The organism is Roseovarius nubinhibens ISM (assembly GCF_000152625.1).
Taxonomy (GTDB): domain Bacteria; phylum Pseudomonadota; class Alphaproteobacteria; order Rhodobacterales; family Rhodobacteraceae; genus Roseovarius; species Roseovarius nubinhibens.
In genome coordinates this window covers 231,903-256,063 of the sequence record NZ_CH724156.1, presented here as the reverse complement: position 1 = coordinate 256,063, position 24,161 = coordinate 231,903, and the positions used below count along the sequence as shown (strand labels likewise).

The 24,161-nt window shown below is 63.9% G+C and carries 24 protein-coding genes; 12 read left to right on the top strand and 12 right to left on the bottom strand.

Annotation, left to right across the window (positions count from 1 at the left end):
* The first annotated feature begins 79 nt into the window (after positions 1-79).
* The 4 genes from clpX to ISM_RS01300 all read left to right on the top strand — a co-directional run bounded on the left by clpX (position 80) and on the right by ISM_RS01300 (position 2,769).
* Positions 80-1,345, top strand: coding sequence for an ATP-dependent Clp protease ATP-binding subunit ClpX (clpX, locus tag ISM_RS01315; RefSeq protein WP_009812289.1), 1,266 nt, complete (start codon positions 80-82; stop codon positions 1,343-1,345).
* Between the two features lie 191 nt (positions 1,346-1,536).
* Complete coding sequence (locus tag ISM_RS01310; RefSeq protein ID WP_009812288.1) at positions 1,537-1,920, top strand: NADH:ubiquinone oxidoreductase subunit NDUFA12; 384 nt, start codon at positions 1,537-1,539, stop codon at positions 1,918-1,920.
* A gap of 4 nt (positions 1,921-1,924) precedes the next feature.
* Positions 1,925-2,380, top strand: coding sequence for an outer membrane lipid asymmetry maintenance protein MlaD (gene mlaD, locus ISM_RS01305; RefSeq protein ID WP_009812287.1), 456 nt, complete (start codon positions 1,925-1,927; stop codon positions 2,378-2,380).
* Complete coding sequence (locus tag ISM_RS01300; RefSeq protein ID WP_009812286.1) at positions 2,380-2,769, top strand: DUF2155 domain-containing protein; 390 nt, start codon at positions 2,380-2,382, stop codon at positions 2,767-2,769. The genes mlaD and ISM_RS01300 overlap by 1 nt, the downstream gene beginning before the upstream one ends.
* Here ISM_RS01300 and aat read toward each other — a convergent pair.
* From aat to ISM_RS01280, 4 genes are all read right to left on the bottom strand, one after another.
* Positions 2,730-3,377, bottom strand: coding sequence for a leucyl/phenylalanyl-tRNA--protein transferase (aat, locus tag ISM_RS01295; protein ID WP_009812285.1), 648 nt, complete (start codon positions 3,375-3,377; stop codon positions 2,730-2,732). The two genes, ISM_RS01300 and aat, sit on opposite strands and share 40 nt — an antisense overlap.
* 49 nt (positions 3,378-3,426) lie before the next feature.
* Positions 3,427-4,776, bottom strand: a complete 1,350-nt coding sequence (gene accC, locus ISM_RS01290; RefSeq protein WP_009812284.1) for an acetyl-CoA carboxylase biotin carboxylase subunit — start codon at positions 4,774-4,776, stop codon at positions 3,427-3,429.
* Positions 4,777-4,786: 10 nt separating this feature from the next.
* The gene (gene accB, locus ISM_RS01285; protein WP_009812283.1) at positions 4,787-5,293 is read right to left on the bottom strand and encodes an acetyl-CoA carboxylase biotin carboxyl carrier protein; all 507 of its coding nucleotides are present in this window, start codon (positions 5,291-5,293) and stop codon (positions 4,787-4,789) included.
* Positions 5,294-5,513: 220 nt separating this feature from the next.
* Entirely contained in the window at positions 5,514-6,059 is a 546-nt protein-coding gene (locus ISM_RS01280; protein ID WP_009812282.1) for a LuxR C-terminal-related transcriptional regulator, read from the bottom strand.
* A gap of 161 nt (positions 6,060-6,220) precedes the next feature.
* On the opposite strand from ISM_RS01280, the gene ISM_RS01275 reads away from it, so the two are divergent.
* Positions 6,221-7,384, top strand: a complete 1,164-nt coding sequence (locus ISM_RS01275; protein WP_050754093.1) for an HPP family protein — start codon at positions 6,221-6,223, stop codon at positions 7,382-7,384.
* Between the two features lie 64 nt (positions 7,385-7,448).
* Here ISM_RS01275 and ISM_RS01270 read toward each other — a convergent pair whose 3' ends face one another.
* The 7 genes from ISM_RS01270 to ISM_RS01240 form a co-directional block, all read right to left on the bottom strand.
* Complete coding sequence (locus ISM_RS01270) at positions 7,449-8,447, bottom strand: DMT family transporter (protein ID WP_009812280.1); 999 nt, start codon at positions 8,445-8,447, stop codon at positions 7,449-7,451.
* Between the two features lie 140 nt (positions 8,448-8,587).
* Positions 8,588-10,537, bottom strand: a complete 1,950-nt coding sequence (acs, locus tag ISM_RS01265; RefSeq protein ID WP_009812279.1) for an acetate--CoA ligase — start codon at positions 10,535-10,537, stop codon at positions 8,588-8,590.
* 108 nt (positions 10,538-10,645) lie between these two features.
* Positions 10,646-11,401: an ABC transporter ATP-binding protein gene (locus ISM_RS01260; RefSeq protein WP_009812277.1), complete on the bottom strand. Its 756-nt coding sequence runs from the start codon at positions 11,399-11,401 to the stop codon at positions 10,646-10,648.
* Between the two features lie 24 nt (positions 11,402-11,425).
* Complete coding sequence (locus tag ISM_RS01255) at positions 11,426-12,181, bottom strand: ABC transporter ATP-binding protein (RefSeq protein WP_009812276.1); 756 nt, start codon at positions 12,179-12,181, stop codon at positions 11,426-11,428.
* A gap of 10 nt (positions 12,182-12,191) precedes the next feature.
* A complete protein-coding gene (locus ISM_RS01250) occupies positions 12,192-13,421 on the bottom strand; it encodes a branched-chain amino acid ABC transporter permease (RefSeq protein WP_009812275.1) in 1,230 nt (409 codons plus the stop codon).
* A 3-nt stretch (positions 13,422-13,424) separates the two neighbouring features.
* Positions 13,425-14,456, bottom strand: a complete 1,032-nt coding sequence (locus ISM_RS01245) for a branched-chain amino acid ABC transporter permease (protein ID WP_009812274.1) — start codon at positions 14,454-14,456, stop codon at positions 13,425-13,427.
* Between the two features lie 126 nt (positions 14,457-14,582).
* Complete coding sequence (locus ISM_RS01240; protein WP_040618226.1) at positions 14,583-15,929, bottom strand: substrate-binding protein; 1,347 nt, start codon at positions 15,927-15,929, stop codon at positions 14,583-14,585.
* A 255-nt stretch (positions 15,930-16,184) separates the two neighbouring features.
* Here ISM_RS01240 and ISM_RS01235 point away from each other — a divergent pair, with 255 nt between their 5' ends.
* The 7 genes from ISM_RS01235 to ISM_RS01200 all read left to right on the top strand — a co-directional run bounded on the left by ISM_RS01235 (position 16,185) and on the right by ISM_RS01200 (position 23,890).
* Positions 16,185-17,489 (top strand): XRE family transcriptional regulator, encoded by a 1,305-nt coding sequence (locus ISM_RS01235; RefSeq protein WP_050754092.1) that lies wholly within the window; start codon positions 16,185-16,187, stop codon positions 17,487-17,489.
* A 63-nt stretch (positions 17,490-17,552) separates the two neighbouring features.
* Positions 17,553-17,921, top strand: a complete 369-nt coding sequence (locus ISM_RS01230; RefSeq protein WP_009812271.1) for a response regulator transcription factor — start codon at positions 17,553-17,555, stop codon at positions 17,919-17,921.
* Entirely contained in the window at positions 17,918-18,205 is a 288-nt protein-coding gene (locus ISM_RS01225; protein ID WP_009812270.1) for a hypothetical protein, read from the top strand. Before ISM_RS01230 ends, ISM_RS01225 begins: the two co-directional genes overlap by 4 nt.
* Positions 18,202-20,904, top strand: coding sequence for an ATP-binding protein (locus ISM_RS01220; protein WP_009812269.1), 2,703 nt, complete (start codon positions 18,202-18,204; stop codon positions 20,902-20,904). Before ISM_RS01225 ends, ISM_RS01220 begins: the two co-directional genes overlap by 4 nt.
* Before the next feature lie 139 nt (positions 20,905-21,043).
* Positions 21,044-21,988 (top strand): FliM/FliN family flagellar motor switch protein, encoded by a 945-nt coding sequence (locus ISM_RS01215; RefSeq protein ID WP_050754091.1) that lies wholly within the window; start codon positions 21,044-21,046, stop codon positions 21,986-21,988.
* Between the two features lie 169 nt (positions 21,989-22,157).
* Entirely contained in the window at positions 22,158-22,370 is a 213-nt protein-coding gene (locus tag ISM_RS01210; protein ID WP_156783284.1) for a hypothetical protein, read from the top strand.
* A gap of 101 nt (positions 22,371-22,471) precedes the next feature.
* Positions 22,472-23,890 (top strand): enoyl-CoA hydratase/isomerase family protein, encoded by a 1,419-nt coding sequence (locus ISM_RS01200; RefSeq protein WP_083780871.1) that lies wholly within the window; start codon positions 22,472-22,474, stop codon positions 23,888-23,890.
* Here the strand turns inward: ISM_RS01200 and ISM_RS01195 are convergent.
* Positions 23,887-24,105 carry a hypothetical protein gene (locus ISM_RS01195; protein WP_009812264.1) on the bottom strand — a complete coding sequence of 73 codons (219 nt, stop codon included), beginning with the start codon at positions 24,103-24,105 and terminating at the stop codon, positions 23,887-23,889. The two genes, ISM_RS01200 and ISM_RS01195, sit on opposite strands and share 4 nt — an antisense overlap.
* Between the last annotated feature and the right edge of the window lie 56 nt (positions 24,106-24,161).

Below are 24,161 nucleotides of genomic sequence, written 5' to 3'. Positions count from 1 at the left end.
CTCGGCACCTGCCGTAAGCTGTGAACCACATTTCGTCATGGCCCCGCATTCAACCCGATGAATGCCCGAAAGGTAAAATATGTCCAACAATTCCGGCAGCGACAGCAAGAACACCCTCTACTGCAGTTTTTGCGGCAAGAGCCAGCATGAGGTGCGCAAGCTCATCGCGGGCCCGACGGTGTTCATCTGCGACGAATGTGTCGAACTGTGCATGGACATCATCCGCGAGGAAACCCGCAGTGCCGGGCTCAAATCGGGCGAAGGCGTGCCGACCCCGCGCGAGATCTGTGATGTGCTCGATGATTACGTGATCGGTCAGGCCATGGCCAAGCGCGTGCTCTCGGTCGCGGTGCACAACCATTACAAGCGGCTCAACCATTCCGGCAAATCCGGCGATATCGAGCTGCAGAAATCGAACATCCTGCTGATCGGCCCCACCGGCTGCGGCAAGACGCTCTTGGCGCAGACGCTGGCGCGCATCCTCGATGTGCCCTTCACCATGGCCGATGCCACGACGCTGACCGAGGCCGGCTATGTCGGCGAGGATGTCGAGAACATCATTCTCAAGCTGCTGCAATCGAGCGAGTATAACGTCGAACGCGCCCAGCGCGGCATCGTCTATATCGACGAGGTCGACAAGATCACCCGCAAGTCGGAAAACCCCTCGATCACCCGCGACGTGTCGGGCGAGGGCGTGCAACAGGCGCTTCTCAAGCTGATGGAAGGCACGGTTGCCGCCGTGCCGCCGCAGGGCGGGCGCAAACATCCGCAGCAGGAATTCCTGCAGGTGGACACCACCAACATCCTGTTCATCTGCGGCGGTGCCTTTGCCGGTCTCGACAAGATCATCGCGCAGCGCGGCAAGGGCTCTGCCATGGGCTTTGGCGCGGATGTGCGCGACAATGACGATCGCGGCGTTGGCGAAGTCTTCAAAGAGCTCGAGCCCGAGGATCTGCTCAAATTCGGTTTGATCCCGGAATTCGTCGGCCGTCTGCCGGTCATCGCGACGCTCGAGGATCTCGACGAAGACGCGCTCATCACCATCCTGACCGAGCCCAAGAACGCGCTGGTGAAACAGTATCAGCGTCTGTTTGAACTCGAAGGCGCACAGCTCAGCTTTACCGATGATGCGCTCAAGGCCATCGCGAAACGCGCCATTCAGCGCAAGACCGGCGCGCGCGGGCTGCGCTCGATCCTCGAGGACATCCTGCTCAACACCATGTTCGAGCTGCCGGGTCTCGAAGGCGTCGAAGAGGTGGTCGTCAACGAAGAGGCCGTGTCCTCCGAGGCGGCACCGCTGATGATCTATGCCGACGCCAAGAAGGAAGAGGCGAGCGCAGGCTGATCCACAGCCGCCTTTGACCCATGACAGACGCGGGCGTCGGGACCTCCCCGGCGCCCGTTTTCCGTTGCGCCGCTCATCCGCCGCCTGTCCCCGTGCAAGAGACCGCCCGAGACGCCGCCTATCGGCCTTGGGGTACTGGACCTTTGGCCGCCGATGGGCCATATCTGGGGCAACGGATTCCGGAGGACCCTATGGGCATTCTCAAGACGCTACTTCGCGCCGCCACATGGTGGCATGGCAGCACGCTCAACACGCAATTCTTTACCTGGCGCCGCGGCGTCAAGGTGGGCGAGGACGAACAGGGCAACGTGTTCTATCGCAACCGCGACAACACCCGCCGCTGGGTCATGTTCAACGGCGAGGCCGAGGCGAGCCGGGTCAGCCCCGATTGGCATGGCTGGCTGCATCACACGTTCGACACGCCGCCGACCGACCGGCCGCTGCCCCATAAGACCTGGGAAAAGCCGCATCAGGAAAACCTGACCGGCACCGCGCTGGCCTATGCGCCCGCCGGGTCGATCCGCCGTCCGCAGCCGGTCGAGCGGAGCGATTACGAGGCCTGGAGCCCGGAGTAAACAGATGTCCGAGAACAAGACAGAAGTGGCCGTTGGCGGCATCGTGCTCGCGGCGGCGGTGGGCTTTCTGGTCTATGCGGGCCAGCTCACCGGCTTTGCCAGCACCTCGCAGGGCTATCCGCTGCACGCCTCTTTCCGCTCGGCGGATGGGGTCGATCTCGGCACCGATGTGCGCATGGCGGGCGTCAAGGTGGGCCGGGTGACCGAGCTCACCCTCGATCCCGAAACCTTCCGCGCGCGCGCCACCTTTACCGTGCAAGAAGGCATCGAGCTGCCCGATGACAGCGCCGTCTCCATCGCTTCCGAGGGGCTCTTGGGCGGCAATTTCGTCGAAATCCTGCCCGGCGGCTCGCCCTTCGCGTTCGAGCCCGGCGATACGGTCGAGTTTACCCAAGGCTCGGTGAGCTTGATCTCGCTCCTGATGAAATTCGTCGCGGGCGACAACGAGGGTGACAAGTGATGCGCCCGCTGGCCGCACTTCTGCTGGCCGGGGTGACCACCGGGCTCTGGACCGGGGCGACCCCCGGTGTGAGCGCCGCGCAGGAAGCGGCCTCGCTGGGGCAGGGCGCCATTCTGCGCGCCCTCGACAAGGTCAATGGCAGCGTCACCGATCTCGAGCTCGGCAATGCCAGCAGCGCGCGCTTTGGCCGTCTGACGATCAATCTCGGCGAATGCCGCTTTCCCGAGGGCGACCCGGCGGGCGATGCCTATGCCTTTCTGACGATCCAGGAAGACGGCCAGACCCAGCCGCAGTTTTCCGGCTGGATGATCGCCTCATCGCCGGCGCTGAGCGCGCTCGACCACCCGCGTTACGACGTCTGGGTCATGCGCTGCAAAACCGCGTCGTGATCGCGGTCTAGCGGGACTTTCCAAATATTTCCGGGCATTTGCAGGGCAGAGGCGAGACGGCTGCGATAGTCGGATCGGCTGATTTCCTTGGCCCCGAGGCTCGCCAGATGATCGGTGAGGAACTGCGTGTCAAAGAGGTGAAAGCCACAGCGCCGCAGATGGTCGATGAGATGCAGCAGCGCCCGCTTTGAGCCATCCGTGCGGGTCGAGAACATCGATTCGCCAAAGAAGGCCGCGCCGAGGCTCACCCCATAGACCCCACCGGCCAGCACATCGCCCTCGTAAATCTCGAGACTATGGGCATGGCCCATATTGTGCAGCTCGATATAGAGCCCCCGGATCGTGTCGTTGATCCAGGTGTTTTCCCGCGCCGCACAGCCATCGACCACCGCCGCGAAATCCTGATTGAGCGTGGCGCGATACTCGGCGCGGCGCACGCGGCGGGCCATGCTGCGCGAGACGTGAAAGCCATCGATGGGGAAAATCCCGCGTTCGCGGGGATCGACCCAGAATATTTCCGGGTCGTCGCGGGTCTCGGCCATCGGAAAGATGCCATTGGCATAGGCCCGCAGAATAAGCGCCGGTGACAGCGCAGGCTCGGTGCTCATGCGCTGCCCCGGTTGGCCCCCGCGCCCTTATGGGGCGCGAGGGACAGGTTCAGGTCAGGGGATCGGTCTCCAGCCATTTTTCCAGCCAGTGAATGTTATATTCGCCGGTGAGCACGGCCTCTTCCTCGAGCAGCGCATGAAACAGCGGCACAGTGGTTTCGACCCCATCCACGATGAGCTCGCCCAGCGCCCGGTGCAGACGCGCCAGCGCCTCGGGACGGTCGCGCCCATGCACGATCAGCTTGGCGATCAGGCTGTCGTAATAGGGCGGGATGTTATAGCCGTCATAGAGCGCGCTATCCATTCGCACGCCAAGCCCGCCGGGGGCGTGAAACTGCGTGATCCGGCCCGGACGGGGCGAGAATTCCGGCAGTTTCTCGGCGTTGATACGGACCTCGATGGAATGACCGTTGATGGTGAGATCGTCTTGCGTGAAGGACATCGGCAGGCCCGAGGCCACGCGGATCTGTTCGCGCACGAGATCGACGCCAAAGATGGCCTCGGTCACCGGGTGTTCCACCTGCAGACGGGTGTTCATCTCGATGAAATAGAACTCGCCCTTCTCGTAGAGGAACTCGATCGTGCCGGCCCCGGTATAGTTGATCCGGGCCACGGCATCGGCGCAGATCTTGCCGATGCGATCGCGCTCTTCCTGGCTGATGCAGGGGCCGGGGGCCTCCTCGAACACCTTCTGGTGACGGCGCTGCAGCGAACAGTCGCGCTCGCCGAGATGCACCGCACCGCCCTTGCCATCGCCAAAGACCTGGATCTCGATATGGCGCGGCGTGGTCAGGTATTTCTCGATATAGACCTCGTCATTGCCAAAGGCCGCCTTGGCCTCGGTCCGCGCGGTGCGGAAGGCGCTTTCGATCTCGGCCGCGCTCATCGCGACCTTCATGCCGCGCCCGCCACCACCGGCGGTGGCCTTGACGATCACCGGATAGCCGATCTCGGCACAGAGCGCCTTGGCGCTCTCGACATCGGGCACACCGCCGTCAGAGCCGGGCACGCAGGGCACGCCCAGATCCTTCATCGTGTCCTTGGCGGTGATCTTGTCGCCCATGATGCGGATATGCTCGGCGGTGGGGCCGATAAAGGTGAGGTCGTGATCCTCGACGATCTGCACGAAATTGGCATTCTCGGAGAGAAAGCCATAGCCCGGGTGGATCGCCTGCGCGCCGGTGACTTCACAGGCGGCGATGATCGACGGGATCGACAGATAGCTGTCGGTGCCCGGCGGCGGGCCGATACAGACGGATTCGTCCGCCATCCGCACATGCATCGCATCGGTGTCGGCGGTGGAATGCACCGCCACGGTGCGGATGCCCATTTCACGGGCGGCGCGGATCACGCGGAGGGCAATCTCGCCCCGGTTTGCGATCAGGATTTTATCGAACATGGGGCGCCCCTTATTCGATGATCATCAGCGGCGCGCCATATTCGACCGCGGCGCCATCCTCGACGAGGATGCGTTTCACCGTGCCGGCGCGCGGCGCGGGGATGTGGTTCATGGTCTTCATCGCCTCAACGATGAGAAGCGTGTCGCCTTCGCCGACCTGATCGCCAACCTTGACGAAAGAGGGCGAGCCGGGCTCGGCCTGCATATAGACGGTGCCGACCATCGGCGAGGTGACCGCGCCGGGATGGCTTGCGGGATCTTCGCCGGGGGCCTCGGAGGCGGCCGGCGCGCCGGGGGCATGCGGCGCGGGCGCGGCAGGGGCCGGGGCGGCGGCTGCGGCGGGTGCCGGGGCGGCGGCCATATGGACCACGTCTTGGCGGCGGCTCACGCGCACGTTGAGGCTGTCAGCTTCGCCATATTCGCGTTTGACCTGAAGCTCGGTGAGCTCATTGTCATTCAGCAGTTCCGCCAGCGCCTTGATGAACGCGACATCGTCTTCATGTGTTTTTTTTGCCATCGGGTTCCTCGACCGTTTCGGTGCCGGGGGGAGGCCCGGCCCGGTGCTCTTGCTTTGTTTTCGCCGCTTATACGGCAAGCTGCACAGCGATGAAAGCGCCGTTCTATGCGTAAAACTGGGAATAATGGCAGGCAATTGCGAGGGGGACGGGGAATTTTGCTGACGCAAGGGCAGTTTGCTGCCGATTGCGGGCCAGGGCGCGATGGCCCGCGCCCTGTGCCTAATGCGGCATTCCGCTCAGCTTGGCGACCAGTTCGGCGAGATTGCGGGCGCTGAATTTCTTCAAGAGCCGGGCGCGGTACACTTCGATCGTGCGATAGCTCAGCCCCAGTTCAAGCCCTACCTCCTTGGAGGTCATGCCGCGCGCGGTGAGAATGGCGATCTCGCGCTCGCGTTGGGTGAGCGCCACGATGGGCCGCTCCTCTGACAGATCGGCAAAGGACCACACGCCGCGCCGGAACGGGTCATCCGGGGTCACCGACTGGCCGCGCACCCGGCACCAGAACAGGCTGCCATCGCTGCGCTTCATGATCCGTTCGTCATTATAGCGCCCGGTGCGCTGCATCGCCTCGAGGCTGCGTTCGCCGATGCGGCGGTAATCCTCGATCGAGGGGTAGTAATGCGCCAGCGGGATGTTGATGAAATCGGCGGGCGTGCCGATGAAGGTGCGGGCAAATTGCAGATTGCACAGCCGGATGATCCGGTTTTCCAACACGACAAGCCCGGTGGGCGCATGGGTAAAGGCGATATCGTTGAGGCTGTCCATGCCTCCTTATGCCTTGCACCGCCGCGCGGGGGAAGAGGCCGCGACCGCGTGCCATGCTGTCGCAGGCGATAGGTTTCGGCTTTTGCCGCGGGGCTATGGTTCCCATATCTGGCGGCAGCCCTAGGGATGGGGCCAAGGCGTTGGGCAAAGGGACAGGACGGATGCAACGAGGAACGGAACGGCTGCGGCAGCGGATGGCGGGTTTTGGCCCGGCGCTGCCTTGGCCGCATCGCGGCGATCTGTGGCGGGCGAGCCTTGGCGCGGCGCTTGGGCTCTTGGCCTGTGCGCTCATGGTGCTGATCTGGCCTGCGGAGGCGGGGCTTTACCTCGTGGCGCCGCTCGGCGCGACGGCGGTTTTGGTCTTTTGCGTGCCCAACGCGCCGCTGGCCCAGCCCTGGTCGGCGCTCATCGGCAATATGATCTCGGCGGCGCTGGCGCTTGTGGTGCTCTGGCTCACGCCCGCCGGTCCCTGGCAACCGGCGCTCGCCGTGGGCGGCGCGATTGCCATGATGATGCTCACACGCTCGCTGCACCCGCCGGGCGGCGCGGTGGCGCTCTTGACCGTGCTGGCCCCCGAGGCGGCGCTTGGCGCAGGGCCGCTCTATGTGCTGATGCCCATCGGGCTCAGTACCGCGATATTGGTGCTGGCCGGGGTGGTGTTTCACCGCTTCTCGGGCCGGGTCTACCCGTTCCGCCTGCCACCGCCACCGGCGAGCGCGCCGGCGGAGGCGCAGCCCCGGCTGGGCCTTGGCACTGAAGAGCTCGAGGCGCTGCTCGACGAGTTCCACCAAAGCGCCAACCTCGGGGTGGCTGATCTCGGGCGTATCCTCGCGGCGGCGGAACGCGAGGCGGCCGAGCACCGGTTCGACGGCACGCGCTGTGCCGAGATCATGACGCGCACTCCATTGCGGGTGACGCCCGAGGCGCGGCTGCGCGATGTGGCGCGGATGATGCGCGACCACGGCATCAAGAGCCTGCCGGTGGTGGGGGCGGATGGCGTGGCGCAGGGGCTGGTGCAGCAGGCCGATCTCATCGACGGTCTGACCCGTCAGCGCGGCATGGGGCCGATGCGCCCAGCGGCGCTTCAGAGCCGTCTCAACGCGGGCCGGATCATGCGCCCGGTGCCGGTCTCGGTGCCGCAGGACTGGCCGGTGGGGCGGGTGCTCAACCGGATGGCCGAGGGCGATGTGCAATCCGTGCTGCTCACCGATGCGGCAGGGCGGCTGAGCGGCATTCTCACCCGGTCGGATATTCTGGCGCTTTTGCTGCGCGGGGCGGGGGCGCGGCCGGAAACCGGGGCGTCAGGGCCGTCACGGGGCGCGTAAAATACGCACTGTCGTCATACAGTCGGAATACCGACAGGATACCGACATGGCATTTTGGCCGATTTCAGACGTCCGGACTGTCCACCACAAAGGGCGCGGTCGGCGCGATATGCACCGCCTTGGCCCGCCGCGCCGTCTGGATTTCGCGGTAGCCGATGAACACCCCGCTCGCCACAATGAGCGCCATGCCCACCACCGTATTGACCGGCGGCACCTCGCCCCAGAGGAGATAGCCGAGCACCGCCGCCATCGGCAGGTAGGAATAGTCAAAGGGCGCCATCAGGCTTGCCGGGGCGACCTGATAGGCCCGGGAATTGAGGATATAGCCCATCATCCCAGCCCCCGCGATCGCCGCGAGCCACAGGATGCCGCTGCCATCCGGGATCGGAAACTCGAACCGCAAATGCGCGAATTCCGGCCCGAAATCAAAGACTTGGTTCACCGACCAGCCGAGCAGCGCCACGATCGGCCCAGAGGGCGCGAGCGTATAGAGCCCGACGGTCAGCGTGCTTTCCCGGTCGCCGATCTTGCGCGCCACGATCTGTGACAGCGCATAGGTAAAGGCACAGATCAGCGGCAGCACCGCCACCCATTGAAAGGTCGCGCCCCCGGGCCGCATCGCGATGAGCACGCCGATAAACCCGATGACCAGCGCAAGCCCACGCTGCAAGCCTATGGTTTCGCGTAGGAAAACGGCGGCGAGAAGCGCGGTCATCAGAGGCGCGGAGAAGAAGATCGTGGTGACCTCCGCCAGCCCCATAAAGGGAAAAGCCGTGTAAAACAGGCAAAAGCCCACCGCAAACAGCGTGGCCCGGATCAGATGCAAGGGCCAGAGCGGCGTCCAGAGCCGATGCGGCCTGCCCAGATAGAGGATGAGCGGCACCAGGATCATCACGCTGATCGTCGCCCGCGCCCCGATCAGCATCCAGACCGGATAGGTCGCCAGCAGCGTCTTCATCAGCGCGTCCTGGACCACAAAGAACACCATACCGATCATGAGACAGGTCATCCCCTCGAGCGGACGCGACGAGGGCTGAAACGCGGTGTCTGACATGACGGCCATGGCTGTCTCCTGTAATTGGCGACAGGCCCAACCTCGCCGCGCGCGGGGGCCGGCGTCTTGTGACTTTGCGACAGCGTGTCGCAAAACGCCCCGCATCACAGGGTGACGCGGGGCAAGCCGTTGGAATGGCGGCAGAGTTTTTAGCTGCGATTCATCCGGTTTTCGATGAGATCGTCGACCACGGCGGGCTCGGCCAGGGTCGAGGTGTCGCCAAGACTGCCGAAATCATCCTCGGCGATCTTGCGCAGAATGCGGCGCATGATCTTGCCCGAGCGGGTCTTGGGCAGGCCCGGCGCCCATTGGATGAGATCCGGCGACGCGATGGGCCCGATTTCCTTGCGCACCCAGTCGCGCAGCTCCTTGCGCAGATCGTCGGTATATTCCTCGCCCGCCATCAGCGTGACATAGCAATAGATGCCCTGTCCCTTGACGTCATGCGGATAGCCGACGACCGCCGCCTCCGAGACCTTGGGATGGGCCACGAGCGCGCTCTCGACCTCGGCGGTGCCCATGCGGTGGCCCGAGACGTTGATCACGTCATCGACCCGGCCGGTGATCCAGTAATAGCCATCCTTGTCGCGGCGGCAGCCATCGCCGGTGAAGTAATAGCCTTTGTAATCAGAGAAGTAGGTCTTCTCAAACCGCTCGTGATCGCCCCAGACACTGCGCATCTGACCCGGCCAGCTCGACTTGATGCAGAGCACGCCCTCGGCCTCGGTGCTGGTGATTTCCTCGCCCGATTGCGCGTCGAGCACGACCGGTTCGACCCCGAAGAAGGGCGTGGTGCAGGACCCCGGTTTGGTGGCGGTGGCGCCGGGCAGGGGGGTCATCAGGTGACCGCCGGTTTCGGTCTGCCACCAAGTGTCGACGATGGGGCAGCGGCCTTGGCCCACCACATCATTATACCAGTTCCAGGCCTCGGGGTTGATCGGCTCGCCCACCGTGCCCAAGAGCTTGAGCGACGAGAGATCGCATCTGTCGACGAACTCTCGCCCCTTGCCCATCAGGGCGCGGATCGCGGTGGGGGCGGTGTAGAACTGGTTGACCTTGTGCTTTTCGCAGACCTGCCAGAAGCGCGAGGCATCCGGGTAGGTCGGCACGCCTTCGAACATCAGCGTCGTCGCGCCATTGGCCAGCGGGCCATAGACGATATAGCTGTGACCGGTGACCCAGCCGACATCCGCCGTGCACCAGTAGATGTCGCCATCGTGGTAATCGAACACCAGCTCATGGGTCATCGACGCCCAGGTGAGATAGCCGCCGGAGGTATGCACCACACCCTTGGGCGCGCCGGTCGAGCCGGAGGTGTAGAGGATGAAAAGCGGGTCCTCGGCGTTCATTTCCTCGGGCGGGCAGTCGTCGGCCACCTTGGCCTCGAGATCATGCAGCCAGTGGTCGCGGCCCTCTTGCATCGGAATGTCGCCGCCGGTGCGCTGTACCACGAGCAGCTTGCAGTCATGCGAAACCCCGTCGAGCGCCTTGTCGGCATTGGTCTTGAGCGGCGTGTTGCGGCCGCCGCGCGGGGCTTCGTCGGCGGTGACCACGACCTTGGCCTCCGATCCGTTGACCCGCGCCGCGAGCGCGTCGGAGGAAAACCCGCCGAAGACCACCGAATGAATGGCCCCGATCCGCGCACAGGCGAGCATCGCATAGGCGGCTTCGGGGATCATCGGCATATAGAGCACCACACGGTCGCCACGGGTGACGCCCAACTCCTTGAGCGCATTGGCCATTTTGCAGGTGCGCGCGTGGAGTTCACGGTAGGAGATATGCAGCGCCTCTTCATCCGGGCTGTCGGGTTCCCAGATGATCGCGGTCTGATCGCCGCGGCTGGCGAGATGGCGGTCGATACAATTGGCGGCAACGTTGAGCGTGCCATCCTCGAACCATTTGATCGAGACATTGCCGAGATCGAAATTGACGTCCTTCACCTTGGTGAAGGGTTTGATCCAGTCGATACGCTGTCCGTGTTCCTGCCAGAATGCCTCTGGATCGCGCAGCGAGGCGTCATAGAGCGCCCGGTATCTCGCGGCGTCGATATGGGCATTTTCCGCGAATTCGGCGGATGGCGGGTGAATGGTGTCGGACATGTCGGACCCCCTCTTAAGACATTGGTTATATTTTTGGGCGATCTTGACGGGGCTTTGCCTAATCCACAAGCACCCCGAGAAGATTTTGCATCGCGTGGAAATGACACTCTAGATCGCGAGATACTCCGCCCGCAGTTCGGCATTGTCGAGAACCTCGCGCGCGGTGCCGTCAAAGACGATGCCGCCGGTGTCGAGGATCACGGCACGATCTGACAATTCGAGCGCGCGCACCGCGTTCTGTTCGACGATCACCGTGGTGATGCCTTGCTGTTTGATCACGTCGAGCGTCTTTTCGATCTCGTCGACGATCACCGGCGCGAGGCCTTCATAAGGCTCGTCCAGAAGCAGCACCTTGATGTCCCGCGCCAGCGCCCGTGCCACGGCGAGCATCTGCTGTTCGCCGCCCGACAGGGTCACGCCCTCTTGTTTGCGCCGTTCGGCGAGGCGCGGGAAGAGATCGTAAAGCCGGTCGAGCGACCAGCCCACCGGCGGGGCGATCTGGGCCAGTTCGAGATTTTCCTCGACGGTGAGGCCGGGGATGATGCGGCGGTCCTCGGGCACGAGACCGATGCCCGCCTGCGCCGCCTGATGGGCGGTCATATTGTGCAGCGGCTGATGGTCGAGCCAGATTTCGCCGCGATGCAGCTGAGGGTTGGCCATCCGCGCGATCGAGCGCAGCGTCGTGGTCTTGCCCGCGCCATTGCGGCCCAGAAGGGCGAGGATCTCGCCTTCATGGACGTTAAAGCTGATGCCTTGGACGATATAGCTCTCGCCGTAATAGGCCTGAAGATCCCAGACCGAGAGATAGGCAGGCGCGGTTTCGGCGTGGTTGCCATTGTGGGCGATGTCGGGTTTGACGTTCATCTTTGATCTCTCCTTTGACCCGGCTCAGGCGGTTTCGCCGAGATAGGCTTCGCGCACCTTGGGGTGGCCCTTGATCTTTTCCGGCGTGTCCTCGACCAGCGGCGAGCCCTGGGCCAGCACGGTGATGCGTTCGGCGAGGCTAAAGACCACATGCATATCATGTTCGATGATGGCGATGGTGATGTCGCGCTCGTCCTTGATCTGCTTGAGCAGGTCGATGGTGTTGTTGGTGTCGGCCCGCGCCATGCCGGCGGTGGGCTCGTCCAGCAGCAGGAGGCGGGGGTTCTGGCTCAGGCACATGCCGATTTCGAGGCGGCGCTTGTCGCCCCGGCTCATGGCGGCGGAATGCATATGCCGCTTGTCGGCCATGTTGAGGCTTTCGAGCATATGTTCCGCCTGTTCGAGAACGTCCCGCTCGCCCGCCGTGCTGGACAGGGCCTGCATCCGGAAGGCGCCGTCGCGCTTGGCGAAAATCGGGATCATCATGTTTTCGAGCACCGAGAGTTCGCCAAAGATTTCAGGCGTTTGAAAGACTCGGCTGATCCCCATCTGACAGATCTCAAAGGGTTTGCGCCCGAGCACGGATTCGCCGTCGAAGAGCACGCTGCCGGTGTCGGGGATGAGCTTGCCGATCAGGCAGTTGAGCAGGGTGGATTTGCCCGCCCCGTTGGGGCCGATGATGGCATGGACGGTGTTTTCCGCCACGCTCAGGTTCACGTCGCCGAGGGCTTGCAGCCCGCCGAAGCGTTTGTTGACGTTTTTGACCTCTAGGATTCCCATCACACTCTCCTCATTCCGCCGGGGTGGATTGCGCGGATTTCTGGCTGTCGTCGTCGCTCGGACGACGGCGGCGGAAGAGCCGCGCCAGACGTTGACCGCCTTCGACCAGCCCACCGGGCAGGAAGATGATCACCATCATGAACAACAGGCCAAGCGACAGGTGCCAGCCTTTGCCCACGAAGAAATGCAGCACGCCGACAAAGGCGTTCTCAAGCCCATCGGGCATGAAGGACAGCCATTGGTGCAGCACCTCGTCGTTGATCTTGCTCAGGATGTTCTTGAAGTATTCGTTGAAGCCCGCGCCGAGGATCGGCCCGATGAGCGTGCCGACACCGCCGAGGATCGCCATGATCACGATCTCGCCGCTGGCGGTCCAGTGCATCCGCTCGGCGCCCGCAAGCGGGTCCATCGAGCTCAGCAAGCCGCCGGCAAGCCCGGCATAGATGCCCGAGATGACAAAGGCCGCGAGCGTGTAGGGGCGGCTCGACAGGCCGGTGTAGTTCATCCGCTGCTGGTTCGACTTCACCGCGCGCAGCATCATGCCAAAGGGCGAGCGGAAGATGCGGATCGAGATGTAGAAGGAGATCAGCATGATGATCCCGGCGAGGTAGTAGCCCGCGTTAAAGGTAAAGAGCCAGCCGCCGATCTCGAGGTTGAAGCTGTCGCGCATGGCGATGCCAAAGAAATTGGTCACCGGGATCGAGCCATCCGCCGTCACGCTCTCGCCCAGCACACGCGGGTCGTCGAGCAGCAGCTGCAGGCCGGTTTCGCCATTGGTCAGGTTAAAGTTCGACGCCGGATTGCCGAGCACCGAATAGGCGAGGTTGTAGGACATCTGGGCGAAGGCCAGCGTCAGGATCGAGAAATAGATGCCCGAGCGGCGCAGGCTCACATAGCCGATGAGCAGCGCGAAGAGCCCGGCCACCACCATCGACAGCAGGATCGCAGGCACGACATTCATGCCCACCAGCTTGAACATCCAGACCGCCGCATATGAGCCCACGCCGAGAAAGGCCGCGTGACCAAAGGACAGATAGCCGGTGAGGCCAAAGAGGATGTTGAAGCCGATGACCAGGATGCCGAAGATCACGAAACGCTGCATCAGGTCGGGGTAGCCCGCGTTGAACATCTGCGCCATCGCGGTGCCTTCGGGGAAGGGGTTGAGGATGAAAGGCGCCAGCAATGTCATCGCAGCCACGATGAGGAACAGGCGGGTGTCTTTTTGGTTCAGTCCGAACATGGATTATTCCTCCATCACGCCGGGGCGGCCCATGAGGCCACGGGGACGGGTGAGAATGATGATGATGGCGACGAGATAGATGATGATCTGGTCGATGCCGGGAAAGATCGCCTTGATCTCGTTCATCGAGGCAAAGGCCTCGAGAATGCCGAGCAGGAACCCGGCGAGAACGGCGCCGGGCAGGCTGCCCATGCCGCCGACGACGACCACCACGAAGCTCAGCACCAGAAAATCCATGCCCATGTGGTAATTGGGTGAATTGATCGGGGCGTACATGACGCCTGCGAGCCCTGCCACCGCGGCGGCGACGCCGAACATGATGGTAAAGCGGCGGTCGATGTTGATGCCGAGAAGTTCCACGGTCTCGCGGTCGGCCATGCCGGCACGCACCACCATCCCGAAGGTCGTGTAGCGCAGGAAGGCAAAGACGCCGCCGATGATCACCGCAGCAAAAGCGAAATAGACCATGCGCCAATAGGGGTAGATGATCGTGTTGGGATCAAAGCCGAACATCGAGCCGAAATCGAACGACCCGCGAAAGGCGGCGGGGGCGCCGGTGGGGATCGGGTTGGCGCCGTAGAAGGCCTTGATGATCTCTTGCAGGACGATGGCGAGACCAAAGGTCACGAGGATCTGGTCGGCATGGGGGCGCTTGTAGAAATGCTTGATCAGCCCGCGCTCCATCACATAGCCGATGAGCAGCATCACCGGGATCGCGAAGAGGATGGCCAGCGGCACGGACCAGTCGATGATCGCCGCCCCGGTCTCGGGGCCGAACCAGCTTTCGACATAGGGGGTTTTGACCTTGAGCGGATTGCCAAGGAAGTCTTTTTGCGTCTCGTCGATGGTGATCGTGCTGAGCGTCAGGATGCGTTGCAGCGTCACCGCGCAAAACGCCCCGATCATGAACAGCGCACCATGCGCAAAGTTCACCACGCCGAGCGTGCCGAAGATGAGTGTCAGGCCGAGCGCGATGAGCGCATAGGCCGAGCCCTTGTCGAGCCCGTTGAGTATCTGAAGGAGGATGGCGTCCATGGTCCCCGCCTTGCATAAGAGTGTCCAGTGCCGTGCCCGCGAAGCAACGCAGACCGACGGCTGGAAGGAATTGGGTTTTCGGTGTCCTGGGGTCGGGTGGGCATCGCTGCCCACCCGGGTCTAGGCTCAGGCGCCGGGGTTGCAGGAGCCGAGGCTGCCGCCTGCAAACATCGGGTGATCAGGTGCGTATTCCACCTGGGCCCGCGGGGTGACCTCGACCACTTCGAGAAGGTCGAATTCGCTGGTCGGGTTTTCCTTCCCGCGCACCACCAGAACATCCTTGAAGCACTGGTGATCTTCGGCACGGTAGAGCGTCGGACCGTTGCCCAGACCGTCGAACTCATAGCCCTCAAGGGCTTCGGCGACGGCGCAGGGGTTGAAGGATCCGGCGCGCTCCACGGCATCCGCATAGAGCAGGGTCTGCACATAGCAGGTGTGCGCCGCCTGGCTCGGCGGGAAGCCGTATTTTTCGCCGAAGGATTTGACGAAGGTTTTCGAGCCTTCATCGGTCAGCGACCAGTGCCAGTTGGTCGAGCCGAGGATGCCCTTGACGTTTTCGCCGGCACCCTTGGCCATCAGACGCGAGTAGAGCGGCACGACGATTTCGAAGTTCTTGCCGTTCACCTGCTTGTCGCGCAGGCCGAATTGCACGGCGTTGGTGAGCGAGTTCACCATGTTGCCGCCGTAGTGGTTGAGCACGAGCACATCGGCGCCCGAGTTCATGACCGGGCCGATATAGGACGAGAAGTCGGTGGCGGCGAGCGGTGTGCGCACCTTTTCCACGGTTTCCCAGCCCATGGCCTCGGTGGCGGCCGCGATCGATTCCTCCTGGGTCCAGCCCCAGGTGTAGTCGGCGGTCAGGTGATAGGCCTTGCGGTCATTGCCATACATGCTCTCGAGCACGGGGGCGAGGGCGGCGGCGGACATGTAGCCGTTGAAGAAGTGGCGGAAGCCGTTGGCTTTCTTGTCCTTGCCGGTGGTGTCGTTCGAGTGGGTGAGACCGGCCATGAAGATGACGCCTGCCTCTTGGCAAAGGCCCTGCACGGCAATGGCCACGCCCGAGGACGAGCCGCCGGTGATCATCACCGCGCCGTCTTTTTCGATCATGGATTTGGCGCTGGCACGGGCCGCGTCGGATTTGGTCTGGGTGTCGCCGGTGACAAACTCGACCTTCTTGCCGAGGACGCCATTGCCCTGCAGCACCTTGGACGAAAACGTGTTCATCATGCCGCCATCGCCGCCACCGTTGAGGTGTTCGACCGCGAGCTTGTAGGCGCGCAGCTCGTCAGCGCCCTCGTCGGCATAGGGGCCCGATTGCGGCACGTTAAAGCCGAGGGTGACGGTGCTCCCGGTGGGTTCGTTGGTAAAGGCTGCGGCCGATGAGGCCGTAAAGATCGTCGGCAGTGCCAGACCTGCGCCGGCAATGCCGCTGGTCTTCAACAGGCCACGACGCGTGAAGTTCGATTTTGACATGAAGTCCTCCCAAATTTTTATCTCCATCCGCGGCGACATCTCCTCCATGTCGCAGTGAATGGGCACGATTGTGCAAAAGCATTATTTCATTGCGTAAGAAAATTTCTCAATAAAAGCTTTCCCAGTAAGGATTTTTTTGTAAAGTTTTCGACAGGCGAGGTGTGATTTTTGTAAAAAAATTCGCAAACCCGGGATGGAGAGGTTGGAAACATGGCAGAAATTGCCCTAGCGGAAACCGGGCTGATCGGGACGAGAGTGCGGGAAAGACGGTTGGCGCTGGGGTTGAAACAGACCGATCTGGCGCGCGCGGCAGAGATTTCGCCCTCCTATCTCAATCTGATCGAACACAACCGGCGCAGAATCGGCGGCTCGCTCGTGTTGCGGCTGGCGCGGGCGCTGGGGGTCGAACCGGCGCTCTTGACGCAAGGGGCGGCGGCGGGGCTTGTCTCCGGGGTGCAGGCGGCGGCGCAGGGCTATCCTGAGCTGGCGCTCGATGTGGAGGAGGCGGCCGAGCTGGCCGAGCGGTTCCCGGGCTGGGCCGAGCTGATCACCAAGGATCAGGCGCGGCTGGCGGAGCTCGAAGAGCAGGTGCAGCGGCTGACCGATCGGCTCGCCCATGATCCGGATCTGGCGGGCAGGCTGCATGAGGTGCTGAGCATGGTGACCGCGATCCGCTCCTCGGCCTCGATCCTGATGGAGACGCCCGAGCTCGAGCCCGAGTGGCAGCACAGGTTTCACCGCAATATCAACGAGGACAGCGACCGGCTTGCCCAAGGGGCGGAGGCGCTGGTCGCTTATCTCGATGCGCCGGTGGGGCAGGCGGGTCAGATGCAGACGCCGCTTGACGAGGTCGATGGGTTTTGGGCGGCGCATGGGCACCATTTCCCTCAGATCGAGGCGCAGGGGGCCGGGGCTGTGGCGGAGCTGATCGGTGCGAGCGATGTTCTGGTGTCCGAGCAGGCGCGCGCCATGGCCCGCGAGCGGCTCGGCCACTATGCACAGGAGGCCGAGGCGCTGCCATTGGCAGAGATTGCGGCGGCAGTGGCGGATCAGGGCACGGATGTTTTGCGCTTGGCGCAGCATCTCGATCAGCCGGTCGCGCGGGTGATGCGCCGCCTGTCGCATCTGCCGCAGGAGGTGATTGGAGAGCTCGGTTATCTGAGCTGTGACGGCGCGGGGGCGATCCTGTCGCGGCGGGCCATTGCGGGCTTTGCCATGCCGCGCGGCTCGGGCGGCTGCCCGCGCTGGCCGCTCTATCTGGCCTTGGGGCAGCCGGGGGCGGTGATCCGGGTCGAGATCCAGCAGGCCGGGCAGGAGGCGCGGCACTTGCTGGCCTATGCCCATGGCGAGATGATCCCGGCGGCGCAATATGGCCAGCCGGCGCTGCACCGGGCGCAGATGATCCTCGTACCCGCCGAGCGGGGCGACGCCACGCCCTCGGAACCGGCACGACAGGTGGGGATGACCTGCCGTGTCTGCCCCGTCGCGGGATGCGCCGCGCGGCGCGAGCCGTCGCTGCTGCAAAACCCGGCAGACCGGGGGGCGGCAAAGGAGTTTTGACAGCGGGCAGGGCAATGGTGATAGTGCGAGGCAATGGTTTTGATCGGAGGGGAGGCCGGTTGAATGGGGGCGAAGGTACTTCTGATAGAGGATGAGCCGAACATCACCGAGGCGATCGGCTTTATTCTTTCGCGCGACGGGCTGACGGTGAAGAGCCATTCCAACGGGGTGGACGCGGTCGATGTCGTGCGGCGCGAAGCGCCCGATGTGCTGGTCCTCGACGTGATGCTGCCGGGGCGCAGTGGCTATGACATCCTGCAAGACCTGCGCAATGACGACCAGACCCAAGGCCTGCCGGTGCTCATGCTGACGGCCAGAGGCCAGACGCGCGACCGGGAAATGGCTGAGAAGCTTGGCGCAAGCCGTTACATGAGCAAACCTTTTTCCAATGCGGATGTGTTGCAGGCGGTGCGGGATCTGCTGATGCCATGACGCAGGCCAAAGACCCGATCTATGCCGAGCGGCAAACCTATCGGCGGCGGCGGCTTGGCGATGCGGCGCGGCTGTTGCCGGTGCTCGGGGCCGGGCTCTTTGGTCTGCCGATTTTCTGGCAGGAAACGCCGACGACGCGGGCCTTGATCTATGTGTTTCTGACCTGGGCGCTGCTTTGCATCCTGTCGGGGCTGGTGGCGTGGCGGTTGCGCGCAGATGCGGCGGGCGAGGGCGACGACGGCGCTGATGGCTCTGAAGAGGCAAAACCCGAGCAGGTGACATGAGCATTCTCAACCTGCTGATCGCAGTCTGCCTTGGCTATGTTGTGTTTCTCTTTAGCGTGGCCTTTGCCGCCGACCGTGCGGCGCGGCGGGGACGCGGCGCGTGGCTCCGCTCGCCCATCGTCTATACATTGTCGCTGTCGATCTATTGCACGGCCTGGACCTTTTACGGGGCGGTCGGGTTTGCGGCGCGCTCGGGGCTTGAGTTCGTGACCATCTATCTCGGGCCGACATTGGTGATGATCGGCTGGTGGGGATTGCTGCGCAAGATGGTGCGGATCGGGCGCAGTCAGCGCATCACCTCGATCGCCGACATGATCTCTTCGCGCTATGGCAAGTCGAACCTGCTGGCGGTGATTGTCACCTTGATCGCGGTCATCGGCACGACGCCTTATATCGCCTTGCAGCTGCAATCGGTGACCCTGTCGATCAACGCCTTTGCGCAGGTCGATCTGCCGGGGGATCAGGTGAGCGAGACCGGGACCACCGGGTTTCTGATCGCGGCGGGGCTGGCGCTTTTTACCGTGCTCTTTGGGACGCGGAATCTCGATGTGAACGAACGGCATCACGGGGTTGTCATGGCGATTGCGGTGGAGGCGGTGATCAAGCTCTGCGCGCTTCTGGCAGTCGGGGTGTTTGTGGTCTGGGGCCTCGGCGGCGGACCGGCGGATATTCTGGCGCGGGTGGATGCGTCGGATATCGCGCGGTGGGAGGTGAGCAACAGCCGCTGGATCGGGCTGACCATGCTGTCAGCGGCGGCGTTTCTGTGCCTGCCGCGGATGTTTCAGGTCATGGTGGTCGAGAACCAGGATGAGAGCCATCTGCGCACCGCCGCCTGGGCCTTTCCCACATATCTGATGCTGATGAGCCTGTTCGTGATCCCGATTGCGGTGATGGGGCTCGACCTGCTGCCCGAGGACAGCAACCCGGATCTCTTTGTTCTGACACTGCCCCTGATGCATGGGCAGGACGGGCTGGCGATCTTTAGCTTTCTCGGCGGGTTTTCCTCGGCCACCTCGATGGTGATCGTGGCGGCGATTGCCCTATCAACCATGGTGTCGAACCATATCGTGATGCCGGTTTGGCTTCGGATGACGGGTGGCACGGCGATGATGTCGGGGGATGTGCGCAGCGTGGCGCTCTTGGCGCGGCGTCTGTCTATCGCTGCGGTGGTCTTCCTTGGCTATCTCTATTTCCGTCTCTCAGGCGGCGGCACGGCGCTGGCGGCCATCGGGCTCATCGCCTTTGTCGGGGTGGCGCAGTTCCTGCCCGCGCTGCTGGGTGGGCTCATCTGGCGGGGTGCGACGCGCAGCGGGGCGCTGGCGGGGGTCTCGATCGGCTTTGTCACTTGGGCCTATTGCCTGTTCCTGCCGAGCTTTGGGCCAGATGTGCTGATCTCGGCGGAGGTGATGCAGGCGGGGCCTTGGGGCATCGGCTGGCTGCGGCCCTATGCGCTCTTTGGGACCGAGGGGATCGACAATGTGGTGCATGCGGTGCTGTGGAGCCTGTCTCTCAACGTGGCGGGTTTTGTCGGGGTGTCGCTGCTGAGCTTTCCGACACCGGTGGAGCGTCTGCAGGGCGCGCAGTTTGTGAATATCTTTGACCATTCCGGCACCTCGGGGGGCTGGAACGCGGGCATGGCGCAGAGCGAAGACCTGTTGATCATGGCGCAGCGGATCATGGGGCCGGACGAGGCGCGCAAGCTCTTTGCGCGGTCGGCACAGCTTCAGGGGCTGCCGGGGTTTTTGCCAGAGCCGTCGCCCGAATTCATCGAACTTCTGGAACGTGAGCTGTCGGGCTCGGTCGGCGCGGCGACGGCCCATGCGATGATTTCCCAGATCATCGGCGGCGCGAATGTGTCGGTCGAGGATCTGTTGGCCGTGGCCGATGAGACGGCGCAGATCATGGAATATTCCTCGCAGCTCGAAGCGAAATCCAATGAGCTGGCCGACACCGCCCGCCAGCTGCGCGAGGTGAATGACAAGCTCACCAAGTTGTCGGTGCAAAAGGATGCGTTTCTGAGCCAGATCAGCCATGAGCTCCGCACGCCGATGACCTCGATCCGGTCGTTTTCCGAGATCTTGCGCGACACTCAGGGCCTCGATGCCGGGGCGCAGGCGAAATACGCGGGGATCATTCATGACGAGACGCTGCGGCTGACCCGGCTGCTCGACGATCTGCTGGATCTGAGCGTGTTGGAAAGCGGAACGGTCGTTTTGAACCCCGGGCGTGCGCGTCTGGGCGATCTGCTTGACCGGGCGATTGACGCGACCGGCGGGCTCGACGCGCGGCTGCGCATCCTGCGGGAGGCGGCGCGCGAAGATATCGTGGTGGACACTGATCTCGACCGGCTGGTGCAGGTGTTCATCAACCTGATCGCCAATTGCCGGAAATATTGCGATGCGCCGCAGCCCGAGCTGCGGATCGACGTCACGCAGCGGGACGACACCGTGGAGGTGGTCTTTGCCGACAATGGGACGGGCGTGCCGGAGGAGCTTCAGAGCATTATCTTCGAGAAGTTCGTGCGGGTCGGCGAAACCAAGGCCGGCGGCGCGGGGCTCGGGCTGGCGATCTGTCGCGAGATCATGACGCGGCTGCGGGGCGAGATTGTCTGCCTGCCCAAGCCGCAGGGCGGCGGTTTTCTCGTGAGTTTTCCAGTGGCGGGCGGGCTGCAGGCTGCCGGGGAAAACGTCGCCGATTAAGAGGTTGATAACCTCGCCTGACGTAGGCTGAGCCTGCCCCCCGTTTCAGGACATCGGTGCTTCTATGGATTCGGTCGCGACCGACACAGTCAAACACAGAAAGGCGCGTGCGGCCCGAGAGGGATTTGATGCGCGGGCCATGTCGCCGGCCAAGGCGCTTCGTGTCGGGCTGGGCAAGGCCGCCGATGGCACGCTTGGCCTCGCGCTCTCTGTCTCGACGGTGGAACAATCACGGCTGTCGCAAAAGGACCTGCCCGAAGTCTTGGCCGGGACCGGGCTCACCTGTCTCGTCGAGGATGATCGGGGGCGGCGCGGGGCCGTGCGGCTCGATTTTCCGGCGCTGAGCGCGGTGATCGAAATTCAGACCATCGGTCGCGTGGCCGAACGCGAGGTGGTTGAACGCCCGCTCACCCGCACCGATGCGGCGCTCTGCGCGCCGCTGCTCGATGCGGTGTTCGAGGCGTTCGAGACGGGGGCCGAGGACCTGCCCGATGGCCAGAGCTGGCAGGGCTATCGCTTTGGCGCGATGGCCGAGGATGCGCATTCCCTGAGCCTCGCGCTGGAGGCGGATCACTATCATCTTTTTAGGGTTGGCGTGATGCTGGGCGAGGCCAAGCGCGCCGGGGTCTACGAGCTCTTGCTGCCGGTGATGGACGCGCCACAGGTCTCCAAGGAAAAGCCGGGGCGGCCGCGGGACGAGCCGCGCGCGCTCAGCCCGGTGGTCATGGGCGCGCCGGTGACGTTGCAGGCCATTCTCGCGCGGCATTCCATCCCGCTTGAGAAGGCCTTGTCGCTCAAGGCCGGCGATCAGCTCATCGTGCCGGGAAGTGGCGCGATGGCGCTGCGGCTCGAGGCGCCGGGCGGGCATTTGGTCTCAGACGGGCGGTTGGGTCAAGTGAACGGGATGCGGGCGATAAGGCTGCGCAAACAGCCGTCGCATCAGGCCGCCGAGGCGGATCAGAAGAGCCAAGCTGCGGCGAAACCGGCGCCGGCCACGCGGGCCAGAGCACGGCCCGCCGCGCCACAAAGTGATCCGGTGCCGACACCCCGAGAGGCACAAAAGACAGTGGGGTCAGCGGATTGAGGGGCGAGATCAATTTGGCACAGGCGCATGCGGCAAAAGACATGCGAGCAATTCCGCCGAGTTTTTCAACCGGCGGTAAGCATAGGCGACGATTCGGAGGAAATCTGATATGAGAGATAAAGATTGCATCAGCGGGGGCTGCTCCCCGCGACACCAGGGGGGGAGACTGATGACCGGATCACATGACGAGACCTTTGGCGCATTGTTGCAGAGGATTGAAAGGGCACCCGCGCCCGCGCGCTACGCGCATATCCCGACGCTGCGGCGCATGATTGCTGCGCAATCCAGTTCGGGGCAGCCGGCACCCTGCCAGGCGCGGGCCATGTTGCGGCGGCTCGAGGAGGAAGCGGCGGAAGACATGTTCGACAACATGCCTGTCTGACATCCTTCAAGTCACAGATTGCCTTTTGACAGACATCTCTGTTCTAAACTGTTCAGGCCGTCTGCGTCACGGCGGCCGGTGGTTTGGTGTGTGGAGGTGATATGTCAGGACTGATCCGACAGGCGGATGGCGTTGCCATTCTGGAGCTGCCCGCGGGGCCGGAGGGCTATTTGACCGGCGAGATGTGCCGGGATGTGCTGCGGGCGCTTGATTATTTGGCTGGCCGTTTGGAGCGCGGGGAAACCGAAGCCGCGGGTCTTGTTCTGCGTGGGGCGGGGCAGGAGTTTTGCCGAGGCTTTGACCCCGTTGCAGAAGAGGGTGACGCCGCGCGAGAGGCGCTGGCGGCGCTCTGCACTGGATTGGAGGCTTTCCCCGTTCCGACCGTCGCGTGTCTCGACGGGCTCGTGAGCGGGGCCGGGGTGGCATTGGCTCTGGCCGCCCATGGCCGAGTGGCAACCCGAGAGGCTCGGCTGATCTGTCCCGAAGTGGGCTTTGGCCTGATACCGGGCGGGGGCAGCACGCAACGGCTGCCGCGACTTGTTGGGGCGGATACCGCGCTTCAGATGATGCTCGAGGGGCGGCTGCATCGGGCGGGTGATCCCGCACTTGCGACGGTGATCGACGGGATCGAGGATGAGGCCCCGCTGGCACAGGCTATTGATCTGGCAAAAACGCTCGCCCCATCGCGGCGAACCTCTTTGCGAGAGGACGGGCTGCGCCAGCCCGGGGCTTATTTCGCAGCAATTGCCGCACATCGCGCCCAGTCCCATACGCCTGTGACGGCGGCCGCTCAGGCGGTCATTCGCGCGGTGGAGGCGGCGGCGCTCTTGCCGTTTGAGCGGGGCGTCGCGCTCGAGGAGGTGCTGGCGCAGGATTTGGCCCGGGACGCGGAGGCGCGTGCCGCGCGATACCGGGCCCGGTTGGCGCATTTTGCACGCGCATCGGCGAGGGATGAGCCGCCAAATGATGCGGCAGCGACGTGGGTCAGGCAGGGCTATTGGGCGATCGGGCGCAGTCTCTTGGTCCGAGGGGCACGGCCCGATGCCATTGATGCAGCGGCGCGGCAGATCGGATTTGCCAAAGGGCCTTTCGCGATGATGGAGACACATTCCGGCGAGGAGATCGTGCGCGAATTCGATGCCTTCGCACGGGCCAGCGGCTGGCGTGTGCCCGCGAGCGGCTTTGCGCAAGCCTCGCTCGATGAGGCGCTGCTCGGTGGCATTATCCATGCCGGGATGGTGAATCTCTGCGTGGCGGCGCAGGCGGCCGGGGTGCTGCGGCACACGATGGAGGCGGATGTGATCGCGGCGCGGGACCTTGGGTTTGAGGCCGCAAAAGGCGGCCTGCTCTTTCAGGCGGAAGAACAGGGGCTCTTGCCGCTCTTGCGCGCGTTGCAGGGTCTGCGGGCCGAGGCCGCATCGGTTCTGGCTCCGGTGCCGGAGTTCTCGCGTTTGGTGAATGAGGGGCGGCGCCTCTTTGATGAGGTCACGCCGAGGAACGCCAGCCTCGCCGGGGCTTAGCCCGAGAACACGATACCGAGCACCACGACCATCAGGCCCAGAACGGAGAGCAGCAGTGCGCCGGTGTTGACCGGGACCACCCGTTGCAATTCCGCGCGCAGCGCCTCTTCGGAGAGACCCGCCTTGCGGGCCCGCCAGACCCGGGCAATGCACCAGAGCAGACCGCCGAGGCCGGTGGCAGAGATGGCGGCGCCAATCCAGATGAGGAAGTCCATGTCCACGGTCCCTTGTGCGGTGCAATCGGTTCAGATGCTGCGCCGGGTAAATGACT